This window comes from Nocardiopsis codii, assembly GCF_036327455.1.
Classification (GTDB): Bacteria; Actinomycetota; Actinomycetes; order Streptosporangiales; family Streptosporangiaceae; genus Nocardiopsis; species Nocardiopsis codii.
In genome coordinates, this window is the sequence record NZ_JAUZMY010000014.1 from 1 (window position 1) to 14,283 (window position 14,283).

Consider the following 14,283-nt stretch of genomic DNA (forward strand, 5'->3'; position numbering starts at 1 on the left):
GCCTCGCCAAGGGCATCCGCACCCGGCCGGGGACCCGCCGGGAGCAGCACCCGGCTCCGTCGGGCACGACACACTCGACGGACGCGGTGGTTTCGCCGATCCGACCAGAACGCAAGGTGGCAGACCGTGAAACGGCGTGAACAGAGCCAGACCGAACAGCTCAAACAGGCCCTCGCCGAGCGCGACGCCCAGCTCCAGGAGGCGCGCACCCGGCTCGCCGCCGTGGAGGACTCGACCTCGCTCCAGGTGGGGCGGGCGCTCACGGCCGCCGCCAAACGGCCCGGCCGTTCCCTCGTCAGACTCCCGCGCGACCTCTACCGGCTCTGGAGGCGCAGCGGGACCACCCAGCACGTCCAGCGCAGACGCCCCGGCGCGGAACCGGTCCGCTCCTTCGACGCCGACCGCCAGGAGGCCAGACTCCTCAGCGGGATGGTCGGGAGCAGTGAGGACCTGCTGGTCGCCGCCACCGTCGTCGGCTCCGCCATCCAGGACGCCGTCTCCCCCTACCTGCGCTCCGTGCCCCTGCGCCCCCACGACGCCCAGATCGTCATGGACGGCGTGGACGTGGACCTGGTCCTGGTCTCCTCCTCGGCCGCGGCAGCGGGATCGCCGTGGGCGCACGTGGGGGACCCGGCGGCCGCCGACCGCACCCGTGCACTGCACTGGGTCCTGGAGTCCGCCGCCGCGCGCGGCATCCCCACCGTCCTCCTCGACGACGCGCCGGCCCCGCCCGCACTGCGGGGGCTCGGCTTCGACCGCGTCCACCGGGGTGACGCCGGGGTCCCGCTGCACCTGTTCAACCCGGTCGCCGCCGACCTGACGCCCGGCCCGAAGGCGGTGTTCGTCCGGGGCACGCCCCAGGACCCCGTCCCCGAGGTCCTCACCGAGCTCGACGCCGGGGTCGTGGACGCGGACTCGCCCGGCCTCGCCGACGCCCTGCGCGCCGCCAACGTCGCCGTCGTCCCGGCGTTCCCGACCGAGGACACCCGGTTGCGACGCCGCGCCTGGGCCTGCGGCACCGGCGTCATCACCCACTCCGCCGTCCCGAACGCGGCCAACCCGCACGCGGAGGCGCTCGCGGTCTCGGTGCCGCGCATGCGCGCGGAGCGGGTCACCCCCTCCGCGATGCGGCTCCGGCTCCGCAAGGTCTTCCTGGAGGAGGCCACCCCGGTCCGCCTCGCCGGAATCCTCGGGGACCTGGACTTCCCGCCCGGAACGCCCGGGTCGGAGCTCCCGCTCCGCGGCCGCTCCGTCGCCGTCCTCGCCGACCCCGCGGGGGAGCCCGACGCCGACCTGCTCGCCGCCGACCTGACGGGCGCCGTCCTGCGGCCCACCGAGGTCGTCGTCCCCCACGCGGCGTCCCGCCTGCCGGGGATCCAGCGTCTGCGCGCCGAGGGCATCACGGTGCGGACAGTGCGCTTCAGCGCCCCGGACACACCCGCGGAGCTCACCCGGAACACGCCCGGCGCGCCGGTGCCGCGAGTCGGAGGACTCGGCCCGGACCGCTGGGCCGCCCTCGCCGAACGCGCCACAGCGCCCTGGGCCCACCTGTGGACGGGACCGGTCAGCCGGACACGGCTCGCCGACCTGGTGTGCGCCGTAGAGTGCTCCGACGCCGACGCCGTCGGCGCCAGCACCGGGGAGGGCCACGCGCCCGGCCCCGGCAGCCCGCTCGACGGAGCCGGGGAACGGGGCTTCTTCGACCGCCCGGACACGGTGGCGCCGCAGTACGTCTTCGTCAGCGAGGTCGTCCCGGAACTGGCCCGCACGCACCTGGTGCGGCGGGGCTGGAACCCCGACGAGTGGAACCGGCGCGGCGCCCGGCTCCTGGCCCTGGGACCGGACCACGGTCCGGCGGGCCCCGACGCCGACGACGAGGACGCCGTGTACAACTCCACGGACGCCTCCACCGGTGCCGTCGGTTGAACCCCGACCCCACCGACAGCGCCGACAGCCCCGCACGGGCCACCAGAAAGCATCCGAAGGGAAGAACGTGAGCACACCTCCTCCGCGCGCACTCTTGTACGGGGACGTGGATCTCAACATCATCGACGGCTCCGCGGTCTGGGCCCAGTCGATGGCGCAGGCCCTGGCCGCGGCCGGATGCGAGGTCACCCTGCTGCTGAAGGCACCCGTGCGCACCGACCGGCTCACCGAGCCCCTGACCCGGGTCCCCGGCGTCCGCCTGCTGCGTCCCTACGAGGACAAGCTGCTCCCGGACCTGGGCCCGCGCGGGCTCACGCCGGAGCAGGCCGTCGGCCTGCTCACACGGCAGCACGAGCGCAAGCCGTTCGACCTGGTGGTGGTGCGCGGCCGCCGCCTGGCCGGGCTCGCCGCCCAGGAGGAGGCGCTGGAGGGCAGGCTCTGGACCTACCTGACGGACTTCCCGCACAGCGTGGGCGAGCTGTCGGCGACCGCGACGGCCGAACTCACCCAGATCGCGGTGGCGTCCAGGTTCCTGCTGTGCCAGACCGAGGAGCTGCGGGCCTTCCTGGAGTCGTCGGTGCCGGCGGCCTGCGGTCGCTCGGTGCTGTTCCCGCCCGTGGTGGTGGTCCCCGAGGACGTGCGCGCCGACGGCGCCGCCCACGCCCGGGCCCGGCTCGCCTACACCGGCAAGTTCGCGCCCGCGTGGAACACCCTGGAGATGACCGCGCTCCCCGCCGAGCTGGCCGCACGGGGCGTGGACGCCGAACTGGTGATGATCGGCGACAAGATCCACGCCGAGCCCGCCGACTGGGCCAAGCGCATGCGCAAGGCGCTGGAGGGCACCCCGGGGGTGGACTGGCGCGGCGGCATGGCGCGCGCGGAGGCGCTCCGCCAGGCCGCCGAGTGCGGGTTCGGGCTGTCCTGGCGCGACCCCTCCATGGACGCCAGCCTGGAGCTGTCCACGAAGGTGCTGGAACTGGGGGCGCTCGGCCTGCCGGTGGTGCTCAACCGCACCCCCATGCACGAGGCGATGCTCGGAGCCGACTACCCGCTGTTCGCGGGGGCCGACGTCGGGTCCGTCGCCGAGGTCATCGCCCGCGCCCACCACGACCGGGCCCTCTACGCGGACGCGGCCGAGCGCTGCCGCGAGGCCGCCGACGCACACACCCTCGAAAGGGCCGCGGAGCGCCTGCGCGGCTACCTCACCGAGGCGCTGCCGCCCGCACCGGCCGGGGTCGACCCGGAGCGGCCGCTCAAGGTGGTCGTCGCGGGCCACGACATGAAGTTCTTCACCCGTCTCGCCGAGTACCTCGACTCCCTGCCTGGTCTGGAGGTGCGCATCGACGAGTGGGAGGGGCTGAACACCCACGACCAGTACAGGTCACGCGAACTCGCGGCCTGGGCCGACGTGGTGATCTGCGAGTGGTGCGGGCCCAACGCGCTGTTCTACTCCAAGTGGAAGCGCCCCGACCAGCGCCTGGTGGTGCGCCTGCACCGGTTCGAGCTCTACGCGGAGTGGCCGCGCAAGCTCGACATCGACAAGGTCGACGCCGTGGTGTGCGTGAGCCCCCACTACGCCGACCTCACCCGGGAGCTGACCGGGTGGCCCGCGGACAAGGTGATCGTGGTGCCCAACTGGGTGGACGACGAGCAGCTGGACCGCCCCAAGCTCCCCGGTGTCGAGTACTCGCTGGGCATGGTCGGGATCGCGCCGTCCCGCAAGCGCCTGGACCGCGGCCTCGACGTGCTGGCCGAGCTGCGCCGCATGGACCCGCGGTACACGCTCTCGGTCAAGACCAAGCAGCCGTGGGACTACTGGTGGATCTGGAACCGGCCTGAGGAGCGCGCCTACTTCGAGCGCGTGTACCGGCGGATCCAGCGCGACGAGCGGCTCGCCGCCGGGGTGGTGTTCGACCCCTTCGGCCCGGACGTGGCCACCTGGCTGCGACGGGTGGGGTTCATGCTCTCCACCAGCGACGACGAGTCGTTCCACCTGGCGCCCGCCGAGTGCGCCGCCTCGGGCGGCATCCCCGCGCTGCTGCCGTGGCCGGGTGCGGACACCATCTACGACCCGCACTGGATCCACGACGACGCCGTGGCCATGGCCGAGTCCATCCACGAGACCGTCAGCGGGGGCGGCTTCGCGGCCGAGGCCGAGCGGGCGCGCTCGGAGGTGACCAAGGCGTACGGGCTGGGCCGGGTGCGCTCGCTCTGGAGCGACCTGGTGGTGCGGGGGAAGGTTCCCGACCCGGTGCGGACGACGGCGCCGACCGAGGCCTGACACCGGCCCGGCTCCCGGGCTCCGTGCCCGGGGGCCGGTGTCCGGGGGCGGGCCGACGCGCGCCGCCGGGGCGCCCCGGACCCGGTCCGGGCGGCCCCGGCGGCGTGGAGGAGCCGCAGGCGGGTGCGCGGAGGAGGCGCCGGCCTCTCGTGGGGGCGGAGGCCGCGTGCTCTCCGGCCGCCCACGGGCCGTCGGGGGCGGCCGGCGGCCCGGAGAGGGCCGTCGCGGCCGGGAGGAGTGTTCTCCGGAAAGGCCTCCGGGTCACCGCGAGGCGCCCCGCGGGGGCGCTCGCGCGGGTGGTGCGGGGCCGGGGGCCTCGTGGCGGTCGGGCGCACGTCGCGGTCCGCACCGGTGCCGGAGACCTACGTCGCCCCTTCCGGGGCGGGTGCCACCGGCCGGCACGACCGGCCTCTGGGGTCAGTACGCCTAGGGCGTGTTCTGTGGATGCTTTCGGTTGACTCGGCGCTTGCGCCGATCGACGCGAGCGGCTTCCAGGCCATCTCTCGCAAGACGAGTAGCGCAGGTCAGCCCGGGTTTGGCTGTCCGAGCGCGGTCGGCGCAGCGAGAGGCAGCCTGGGGGACGCGAGCCCGGAATGATCCGCGGAACGCGCCCTAGACCGGGCCGGTCATCTTCGACAGCCCGCCCGCGCCGGCGGGCAGGAACAGGGCGAAGGTGGTCGGCCTCGTCTGCACCAGCTCGATCCGGGCGCCCTCGGACTCGGCGATGTGCCGGGCCAGGGCCAACCCCAGGCCGGTGCCCCCGCCGCCGCTGACCTCGCGTTCGAAGATCCGCCCGGACAGGTGCTCGGGCACACCGTCGCCCTCGTCGCTGACCTCGATGCGCACCGACTGGCCCGTGTCCAGGCGCCGGATGGTCACCGTCCCGGCGCCGTGCTTGTACGCGTTCTCCACCAGGGTCGCGAGGATCTGCGCCAGGTCGGTGGGGGCCGTCACCGCGGTCAGCCCGGAGGCGCCGGTGATGACCAGTTCGCGCCGCTCCTGCTGGAAGACCGGCTCCCACTCGGCCTGGAGGTGCTGGAGGACGGGGTCGAGCTCGACCGCCTCCACCTCGGGGTTCTGGCTCTTGCGCGCCCTGCCGAGCAGGCTCTCCACGGTCTCCACGAGGCGTTCGGTCTGGGCGAGGGCGGCCTCGCCCTCCTCACGGACCACGTCCGGGTTGCCGGACTCCGCGATGATCTCCTCCAGCCGCATCGTCAGCGCGGTGAGCGGGGTGCGGAGCTGGTGCGAGGCGTCGGTGGCGAAGTGGCGCTCGGTGGCGATCAGCCCCGCGATGCGCTCGGCGCTGCGGTCGAGGACCTCCGCCACCCGGTCCGCCTCGGGGATCCCGTACCGGTGCCCCCACGGCGTGGTGATCCCCGATCCGAGGCGTTCCGCGGTGGCGGCCAGGTCCACCAGCGGCAGCGTGAGCCGCCGCGCCTGGAACATCGAGAGCCCGACGGCGACGCCGATGGCGAGCAGGGACAGCGAGGCGATGCCCAGCCAGGCGCGCACGACGCTCTGCTGGACGGTCTCGGCGTTCGCCCACACCTCGACCAGCGTGCCCCTGCCGGTGGTCGCCGTGGCCTTGAGCAGGCTCGGCGCACCGGGCTCCTCGGGACTGAGGGCGGGGTCCCCCGCCGTCGCCCCCGAGGGATCTCCCGCCGGTGTGATCTGGATGTACCGGTTCGGGTGGTCCCGGTCGAACTCGGCGGGGTAGAGCTTCCCGTGGATCTCCAGCATGGTGTCGCTCTCGGCGCCGATCAGCTCCGCCTCGGCCTGGAGTTGGCGACTGCTCTCGTCGTGCACCAGCTTGTACGTGAGCGCCCCCAGGGGCAGCCCGAGCAGCATGACGGCGATGACGGTCACCACCAGGGTGGAGAAAACCATCCGCCTGCGCATGTCACCTCACGTCCGTCCGACCCCGACCGGGCCGATCGGCGCTGAGCACCTCGTGGCCCGAGGCCGTGTCAGTCCCGCTCGAACCGGAAGCCCACACCTCGGACCGTGGTGATGTACGAGGGCTGGTTGGCGTCGTCGCCGAGCTTGCGGCGCAGCCAGGAGATGTGCATGTCCAGGGTCTTGGTGGAGCCCCACCAGTTGGTGTCCCAGACCTCGCGCATGATCTGTTCGCGGGTCACCACCTTGCCCGCGTCGCGCACGAGGACGCGGAGGAGGTCGAACTCCTTGGTGGTCAGCTGTAGTTCGCGTTCGCCCAGCCAGGCGCGGCGGGAATCGTTGTCGATCCGCACGCCGTGCACGACGGGGACCTCGGCGCCGCCCCGGCGCAGCAGCGCACGGACACGGGCGAGGAGTTCGGCCAGTCGGAAGGGTTTGGTGACGTAGTCGTCGGCGCCCGCGTCGAGGCCGACGACGGTGTCGACCTCGTCGGCGCGGGCGGTCAGGATGAGGATCGGCGTTCCGTGCCCCTCGGCGCGGAGCCGGCGTGCCACCTCCAGCCCGTCCATTTCGGGCAGCCCGAGATCCAGGACCATGAGGTCTATGTCTCCCGCACGGGCCCGGTCGAGTGTCTCAATGCCGTTGACGGTCACGTCCACCGTGTAGCCCTCGCGGCGGAGTGCGCGCGCGAGAGGCTCTGAGATCGAGACATCGTCTTCGGCCAGCAAAACGCAGGTCATGTTGTCGATCGTAGGTCCGGGGTCGTGCATTTCCCTATTATGCGCGCCGGATGTCCCAAGGTTGGCTGAAAATACGCTAATCACATACCGGTCAAATGGTTCGATTGCCTCTCAGGCGACTTTTCTTTGCGCTTACTTGGTGAAACTGGGAGTCTTGGTCATATGCGCGCGCCGGAAGGCGGCTCCTGTGCTCTGTGGACACCCATGCCTCCCCCCGGAAGGTCACTCCGAATGGGAAAGTGGGAGGATTCATAACAAAACGGGTAGTAAAGCACCGCAGGGTGGGCATGGAACCCTGTCGGCGCCCGTCGCCCGTCCGCGGCCCCACCGGCACGCCCGCCCGAACCGGCGTCCCCCGACAGCGAGGAGACTGTACGTGAACCCCCACAACGAGCCCGGGCAGGACAGCGGCTCCGGTTCCCCGCCGCACAGGCCCCCGGGGGCGGCGGGGCCCCAGGGCTTCCCGGAATCCCAGGAGCAGCAGCAAGCGCAGGGGCCGCACGGGCCCCCTGGTTCCCAGGGGCACCAGCACTTCCGGGGCGGCCCCGGGGGTCAGGCGCCGGGTGGGAACCCCGGCCCGCAGGGGACTCCGGGGGACGCGGCACCCCGGCCGCCTGTTCCCGGGCGGTCCGGTCAGCAGCCGCCCCCGTTCCAGCCGCAGTCCCTGCCGCCGTCGCCGCCGCTCCAGGGGCAGGCGGCCGGGGTGCCGCCCTTCGGGGGACAGCCGGCGGGCGGCTCCACCTCCGCACCCCACGCGCCGCAGGGTGGGCGGCACCCCCAGGGCTCCCAGGGGGTGCCGCCGCCCCAAGGGCCTCAGGGCCCGCATGGACCCCAGGGACCCCAAGGGCCTCAGGGGCCGCTCGGCCCGCCCCCGGGACAGCCGCCCCGGCCCGGTCGCTACGGCACCGGCCTCCTGGCAGTGCTCACCGTCATCGCCGTCCTGGCCGGCGCCTCCTTCCTCGGCGGCGGCATGGTCCTCGGCTGGATGGCGACGGGCGGCTCCGTTGGGACCGACGCCCCCGGCCCCGCCGCGGAGCCCGGCGCGGACCCGTCGGCCGAGGAGTCCCCGACAGCCCGGCCCACGCCCACGGAGGAGCCCTCACCCACCGAGGAGCCGCTCCCCACGGACGAGCCGTCCCTCGAAGCCGAGGAGCTCCTCACCGCGGAGGAACTGGTCAACGAGTTGCGCCGCGACTTCGCCATCGAGGCGCGGGTGGACGTCACCGACGACATCTGCACGGCGGACGAAGAGGAGGAGGCCGGGAACCTCTTCCAGTGCACGTCCGCGATGGACACCAACCTGGTGCGGGCGATCGCCTTCGACGGCGCCGGGATCGCGCTGTTCGCGGCCATGGCCCTGCAGGAGAGCGAGGACAGCACCGCGACCGACATCCAGGACGCCTGCCACTTCGTGCTCATCTGGTTCGACGAGAACGGGATGGACCAGGACGAGCGCGACGACATGGCCGACGCGACCCGGGAGGCGTCGGGCTGCCCCTGACGGGCGCGCCGCGGCCCCGGCCCCGCGGGCCGTGCCCTGCCCGGGCGGCGGACCGGCACGGCCCACGGGGGCGGGGCGCGGGGAAACGTGTCGCTGCGCATCGCATTGAATACTCTGCGTAACAATAGTGGTGTTGGTGGGGGTTGGCCTGGATTCAGGTCCCCCCGCATCCATTCCACCAGGACCGCCCAGCCCGGTGCGAGTCCCCACCGTCTCCTGTGGACGACGGTCCCAGGACGCCGAGGCGGACCGGTCCCGCAGACGCGAGGAACGGCGATGGCACACAGAGGCACCCTGCGAGCGGCGATGGCGATGCTGGCGCTCGCCCTCCCCACGGCACTTGCGGCACCCGTCGCCGCGTCGGCGGACCGTCCCGCCGTCCCGGCCCCACGGGAGTCCGCCGCCGCGCCCGCGGAGCAGGAGGACCCCGGCGTCCACGTTGTCCCGGGCTCCTACTCGGCCCGCCACTACTACTCGACCTGGCGGGAGGCCCGCTCCTACTGGCAGCGGGACACCGGCCACCCCACGGGGTCCCGGCTGTCGGCCGGGCGCCACTACTTCTTCTGCCAGACCGAGGGGCAGCCCCACTCCGGCGGCGAGGGCAGGTACTCCACGTGGTGGGTGCTCACCGACGACGCCGACGGAAACCGCGACGTCTTCGTCAGCGCCACCGCCCTCCGGGTCGCCGAACCCTGGAAGCCGGTCCGAGGCCTTCCCGGCTGCTGAGGGCCCGCGCACGACGAGGGCCCGCCCGGGGGTGCGCACGCACCCCCGGACGGGCCCTCCCTCCTCCCGCCGGCCGTCAGCCCCCGGCCGGCGGTCCGGACGCCCGGCCCGGGCGCGCCGACCCCGCGAGGTGTCGGCGCGCCACCGTCAGGAGTCCAGTTCGGCGGGCGCCCCGTCGGCACCCTTGCGCCTACGGCTCAGGTACAGCGCGGCACCGCCCGCGCAGACGGCGACCAGGGCAGCCGCCACCAGGCCGAACAGCGCGCCACCCGTCTTCGGCAGCGTGCCGTCCGCGTCACCGGGCCTGCCCGGCTTGTCGTCACCCGGGGCGGTCGGCCCGGCGCTCGGCGGGTCCGTCGGCTCCGCGGGATCCGTGGGCTGGGCCGTCGGCTCGGTCGGAGGGTCGGTGGGGGGATCGGTGGGCGTGCCGCCGTCCGGCACCGTGGCCTCCTCGCCCACGACGATGCGGCCCGATCCGCCCTCGGGATACGCCTCCTCGGTGACCCGGCCCTCCAGGGTGTCGGTGAGCAGGCGTTCCAGGGCGACCTGGTAGGTCGCCCCCACGACGGTGAAGTCGGCGCCGCGGAACGGGTACATGTCCCCGCCCCGGGCGGAGAAGTCGTTGGTGACGACCGTGATCGGGTCACCGTCCACGACCCCGCCGTCCTCGACCAGGACCGTGCCGTCGTGCAGGATCACGTTGCGGACCCGCTCACCGGGGGTGGTCACGGCGCCCTCCCCGTCCACCACCTGCGCGGTGCGGGCCGGGTCGTACGCGAAGTTGACCCCGGCGACCTGCATGAACCCGCCGTTCGCGGCGGGCGCGGCGGCCACGCCCTGCTCCAGCAGCTCCTTGATCTGGGAGCGGGGGATGTCCGGGACCACGGCCACCTGGTTGGCGAACGGGGCGACGGAGTAGGTGTCCAGCGAGCTCAGAGGGCCGGCGGGGAGCACCGAGGCGTTGCGGATGCCCCCGCCGTTCTGGATCCCGATCTGCGGAGCGGGCACCCCGTACTCGCCGGCGTTGCGGACACCGGTGTCCAGCAGTCCGTCCGCGACCAGGTTGCCCAGGTTCGTCTCCTGGGTGCGCACACCCGGGTTCTGCACGCCGTTGAGGTCCACCTCGCTCCGGGCCACCTCCGTCTCCGCCAGCTGCGCGACGTAGTCGGAGACCGGCTTGGTCACCTGGGCCTCGACGTCGGGGTGGGGGGAGACCGCGTCTTCACCAGTGCCGGACACGCGCACCGGGCCGGAGCGGTCGGAGATCGACACCAGGTCGCCCCCCTCGAAGTTGACGACCAGGCGTCCCACGTACTTGTAGTTGGACCCGGCGGTCACGATCGGGACCTCCCGGCCGTCCGGGGCGGTGGCCACCAGCGGGTAGGCCAGCGGCTCACCCGTCCCCGGGTGGGCGGTGACCTCGTCACCGGGCACCAGGGCGTCGTCCGGGCCGGCCATCACCTCGTGGCCGCCCCCGGCGACGATGGCGTCGACGCCGGTCAGCTCCTGTGCGACGCGCTCCTCGTAGGCGATGTTCTGGAGGTGGGAGATCAGGATGATCTTGTCGATGCCCTCGTCGGTCAGCCGGTCGACCTCGGCCTGGACCGGGGCGACGAGGTCCTCGACCACGACGCCGCGCGGGCTGGTGATGGTGGCCAGCGGCGGGTACAGGGCACCGACGACCGCGACCTCCTGGCCGGAGACCTCGACCACCGTGCTCGGGGCGATCCTGCCCGCGGCCTCCTGGGCGGCGAGGTTCGGCTCGGCCGAGACGTCCACGTTCGCGGCGACCACCGTCGTGTCCCCGGTGAGCTGGTCGAGGAAGTCGGCGTACACGTCCGGGCCGAAGTCGAACTCGTGGTTGCCCATGGAGACCGCGTCGTAGCCGGCGTGGTTCGCCGCGACGGCGTCGTAGGAGGGTGCGCCCTCCTCCTGGGAGGCGGCGAACTCCGGTCCGGGAAGGTACATGTCACCGGAGTTGACGGTCACGACACCGCGCTCGTCGGCCTCGTCGGCCCCGGCCTCCGCACCGCTCTCCTCCGCGTCGCGGAGCTGGTGGAGCAGCGTCGTGAAGCGGGCGGCGCCGCCGAACCCGTCCTGGCCCGGCGCGGAGAGCAGCTGCGACTCGGGGTCGTTGGCGTGGAGGATCGTCAGTGTGAAGTCGGCGGAGCCCTCGGGGGCCGCGGGTTCCGCGGCGGCGTGCGGCATCGGGACCGCGAAGGCACTCGTCAGCATCAGTGCTGCCGAGGCGCGCACGAGTCTGGACATGTTTCCGGGGCTCCTTCGGGGGATCGGCGGGGTGTCCGCCTGCGGTCGGTGGGGGCCAGAGGGCATCACCCTAGGTCCGCGAGGGGGACGGGGCACGCGTTCGGCGGTTACGATTTGCAGAATCTGCGGTGCCGGTCAGGAGTTTCGTCCCAGCCGTATCGCCCTGTGTAGCGCCCCGCCCACAGATCATCACCCGCGGGGGCCGCCCGTGTCCGCGGAACGGGCGTGTCGGGGGGAATCGGCGGCACGATCCCGCGCCGGACGGACCGGCCGCCCCTACCATGGGGGAGGCAAGTTCGCTCGACACCCTCGGAGGACGTCCGTGTTTCCCTCTGGCCAGGACCCGTACGACCCCAACGGGACACAGGGCGGAGGCGACGTCCCGCCGCAGCGGGGGCTCCCCGACTTCGGCGCCCATTTCGACGCCCTCCGCCCCGACGCGCCCCTGCCCAGGAAGGTCGCGGCCGTCCGCACGCTGATGTACATCGGCGGCGCCTGCGGGCTCGGCCTGACCGCCCTGTTCCTCCTGGGGCTGAGCGTCCCCCAGGAGGTGATGGCCGACGCCCTGCGGCAGCAGGCCGACCTCGCCGCCGAGGAGGGCGTCGACCTCGCGGTCAGCGTCGAGATGATGCGCTCCATGATGATCACCATGGCCGCCGTCACCGGCGTGTACGGACTGCTGTCCACGTTCCTCGCGGGCAGGATCCGCCACCGCACCGTCGGCGTGTTCTGGGGGGTCGTGGCCTTCCAGACCGCAGCCGGGGGACTCCTGCTGTGGAACCTCGTCGCCGGCGACCTGATCGCCGTCGTCCCGCTGGGATTCGCGGTCACGATGATCGCCTACATGTTCTCCCGCGAGGGCCGCGCCCACTACGGACTCCTCTAGGCCGCGTTCCGCGGATCGTTCCGGGCTGGCGTCCCCCAGGCTGCCTCTCGCCGCGCCGACTGCGCTCGGACAGCCAAACCCGGGCTGACCTGCGCCACTCGTCTTGCGAGAGATGGCCTGGAAGCCGCTCGCGTCGATCGGCGCAAGCGCCGGGTCAACCGAAAGCATCCACGGAACACGCCCTGGGGGGTGCCGTCCGGGGCCTCCCGGCGCCGGGGCGAACACCCCCGTCCAGCCGGCAGGGCGGCCTACGGCGCGACGCCGTCCGTCCCCCCGCCCGGGGCCGGGCGGCCGAACAGCCGCGCGCCCTCGCGCGGGAGCTGCGGCGGGCGCACCGCCACCTCCGTCCACCGGCGCTCCAGCAGCCGGCGCACGGCCGTGACACCCGTGGCCGGCGAGGTCCCCCCGTCGTCCTCCGGTGCGCGGACCCCTCCCTCGGGGTTCTCCAGGGCGAGCGCCTCCCGCAGCAGTTCCGTTGAGTCCGGCCTGTCGTCCGGGTCCTTGGACATCGCGGCGAGCACCAGCCGCTCCAGTCCCGGCGGCAGGTGCTGCAGGTCCGGCTCCTCGAACATCACCCGGCGGGCCATCTCCTTGGCGTCCGCCCTCCCGAACGGGTCGTGCGCCACGGAGGCGAACGCCACCACCGCGCCCCACAGGAACACGTCGGCCTTCTGTGTCGTGGGCTGGCGCTGGTACTGCTCGGGGCTGACCCACCCGGGCGTGCCCAGCCTGTCCACGCGCTCGGCGATCCGCTCGTCCGCCAGGCTGTCCGGTGAGGGCAGCCTCAGGTCCCGGTAGGCGCGGCGCATCCGCCGCAGCCGGATCCACTTGGTCGGATCCGGGTCCTCCACGGGGTGCGCGATACCGAAGTCGAGGAGCTTGGGCCCCGTGGACGAGAGCACCACGTTGCTCGGTTTGAGGTCGCGGTGCACCACCCCGGCGGCGTGGATGGCCCGCAGCGCCTCGGCGGTCCCGACGGCCAGGCCCAGGAGCATGCCCTTGCGCAGGCGCCCGAACCGCTCCACGTGGTGCCGCAGGGTCGGTCCCGCCACGTACTCGGTGATCAGCCACGGAAGCTCGGCCTCCACGTCGGCGCGCACGAACCGGGCCACCGACGGGCTGTTCACCCGGGAGAGCAGGCGGGCCTCGACCGCGAACCGCTCGCGGAACCGGTGGTCGGCGGCCTGCTCCGGGTGGACGACCTTGACCGCCAGGTAGCCGTGCACGCCGGGGGAGTCCGCCGCGTACACGGTGCCCATGCCGCCGGAGCCGATCCGCCCGCGCACCCTGTGCCCGCCGATCTCGCGGGGGTCTCCCGGCTCCAGGGGGTCGAGCCTGCGCGCGCCTCTCGCCTTCATGGACGCTCCCTTGTCGGTGGGGGATGGGGATGCTGCGCCGGAGTCTATCCAGGGCCCCCACGGCGGCCGGGGAGCACGCGCTGCGCGCGGGGACGCCCCGGAGCCCCCGGAGTGGCCGACCGGGCGCCGGCGGCCCGCGCCGGCGCGGGCCGGGGTCTCCCGCGGCACGCCCTCCACCGGGCGGTGCCGTTCGCTCCCGAACGTCGTCGCCCTCTGGCACTGTCGGGGGCGAGAGGAAGAGGAGGGCGACGCCATGACACCAGGACAGTTCATCGACGCGGCGCTGTGGTTCCCCGAGGCCGGTGAGAGCGAGCCCTTCGGCCCCGGCGCCCTGGTCTACAAGGTGGCCGGGCAGAAGATGTTCGCCCTGCTCACAGGGGGCTCGGACCAGGGCGGGGAGGACGACGTACCGGCCACGGTCAACCTCAAGTGCGACCCCGGCCTCGCCCTGGAGCTGCGGGACCAGTACCCCGCCGTCACCCCCGGCTACCACATGAGCAAGAAGCACTGGAACTCCGTGCTCCTCGACGGAACCGTGCCCGACGACGAGATCGCGGAGATGCTCAGGCACTCCTACGTCCTCGTGGCGAGTAGCCTGCGCAGAGCCGACCGCGACCGCGTGCTCGCCGTGCTCGGCGAGGACGCGCCCGACGTCGCAGGACCCGGTACGGCGGCGCCGGAGGAGGCGTGACCGCGTCCGG

Annotated in this window: 10 protein-coding genes; 6 read left to right on the forward strand and 4 right to left on the reverse strand. The window is 73.6% G+C overall.

Features of this window, described 5'->3' with window-relative positions; all coding sequences use genetic code 11:
- Positions 1-126 precede the first annotated feature (126 nt).
- Positions 127-1,926 (forward strand): hypothetical protein, encoded by a 1,800-nt coding sequence (locus tag Q8791_RS15345; RefSeq protein ID WP_330092387.1) that lies wholly within the window; start codon positions 127-129, stop codon positions 1,924-1,926.
- 67 nt (positions 1,927-1,993) lie between these two features.
- Positions 1,994-4,207: a glycosyltransferase gene (locus Q8791_RS15350; protein ID WP_330092388.1), complete on the forward strand. Its 2,214-nt coding sequence runs from the start codon at positions 1,994-1,996 to the stop codon at positions 4,205-4,207.
- A gap of 612 nt (positions 4,208-4,819) precedes the next feature.
- On the opposite strand, the gene Q8791_RS15355 is transcribed toward Q8791_RS15350, so the two are convergent.
- Both Q8791_RS15355 and Q8791_RS15360 read right to left on the reverse strand, forming a co-directional pair.
- Positions 4,820-6,106: a sensor histidine kinase gene (locus Q8791_RS15355; protein WP_330092389.1), complete on the reverse strand. Its 1,287-nt coding sequence runs from the start codon at positions 6,104-6,106 to the stop codon at positions 4,820-4,822.
- Positions 6,107-6,174: 68 nt separating this feature from the next.
- The gene (locus Q8791_RS15360) at positions 6,175-6,843 is read right to left on the reverse strand and encodes a response regulator transcription factor (RefSeq protein ID WP_017570862.1); all 669 of its coding nucleotides are present in this window, start codon (positions 6,841-6,843) and stop codon (positions 6,175-6,177) included.
- Between the two features lie 919 nt (positions 6,844-7,762).
- Between Q8791_RS15360 and Q8791_RS15365 the strand changes: the two genes are divergently transcribed.
- Positions 7,763-8,344, forward strand: a complete 582-nt coding sequence (locus tag Q8791_RS15365) for a hypothetical protein (protein WP_330092390.1) — start codon at positions 7,763-7,765, stop codon at positions 8,342-8,344.
- Positions 8,345-8,620: 276 nt separating this feature from the next.
- Positions 8,621-9,070, forward strand: a complete 450-nt coding sequence (locus Q8791_RS15370) for a hypothetical protein (RefSeq protein ID WP_330092391.1) — start codon at positions 8,621-8,623, stop codon at positions 9,068-9,070.
- A 147-nt stretch (positions 9,071-9,217) separates the two neighbouring features.
- Here the strand turns inward: Q8791_RS15370 and Q8791_RS15375 are convergent, their stop codons facing one another.
- Entirely contained in the window at positions 9,218-11,338 is a 2,121-nt protein-coding gene (locus Q8791_RS15375; protein ID WP_330092392.1) for a bifunctional metallophosphatase/5'-nucleotidase, read from the reverse strand.
- A 322-nt stretch (positions 11,339-11,660) separates the two neighbouring features.
- On the opposite strand from Q8791_RS15375, the gene Q8791_RS15380 reads away from it, so the two are divergent.
- A complete protein-coding gene (locus Q8791_RS15380) occupies positions 11,661-12,224 on the forward strand; it encodes a hypothetical protein (RefSeq protein ID WP_330092393.1) in 564 nt (187 codons plus the stop codon).
- Positions 12,225-12,472: 248 nt separating this feature from the next.
- Here the strand turns inward: Q8791_RS15380 and Q8791_RS15385 are convergent, their stop codons facing one another.
- Entirely contained in the window at positions 12,473-13,582 is a 1,110-nt protein-coding gene (locus Q8791_RS15385; RefSeq protein ID WP_330092394.1) for a serine/threonine-protein kinase, read from the reverse strand.
- A gap of 253 nt (positions 13,583-13,835) precedes the next feature.
- On the opposite strand from Q8791_RS15385, the gene Q8791_RS15390 reads away from it, so the two are divergent.
- The gene (locus tag Q8791_RS15390) at positions 13,836-14,273 is read left to right on the forward strand and encodes an MmcQ/YjbR family DNA-binding protein (RefSeq protein WP_330092395.1); all 438 of its coding nucleotides are present in this window, start codon (positions 13,836-13,838) and stop codon (positions 14,271-14,273) included.
- Positions 14,274-14,283: the final 10 nt, after the last annotated feature.

Excerpts from the sequence above, each read along its gene's own strand:
- Q8791_RS15355 (WP_330092389.1), bottom strand. The coding sequence starts at position 6,106 with ATGCGCAGGCGGATGGTTTTCTCCACCCTGGTGGTGACCGTCATCGCC.
- Q8791_RS15360 (WP_017570862.1), bottom strand. The coding sequence starts at position 6,843 with ATGACCTGCGTTTTGCTGGCCGAAGACGATGTCTCGATCTCAGAGCCT.
- Q8791_RS15370 (WP_330092391.1), top strand. The coding sequence starts at position 8,621 with ATGGCACACAGAGGCACCCTGCGAGCGGCGATGGCGATGCTGGCGCTC.
- Q8791_RS15375 (WP_330092392.1), bottom strand. The coding sequence starts at position 11,338 with ATGTCCAGACTCGTGCGCGCCTCGGCAGCACTGATGCTGACGAGTGCC.
- Q8791_RS15385 (WP_330092394.1), bottom strand. The coding sequence starts at position 13,582 with ATGAAGGCGAGAGGCGCGCGCAGGCTCGACCCCCTGGAGCCGGGAGAC.
- Q8791_RS15390 (WP_330092395.1), top strand. The coding sequence starts at position 13,836 with ATGACACCAGGACAGTTCATCGACGCGGCGCTGTGGTTCCCCGAGGCC.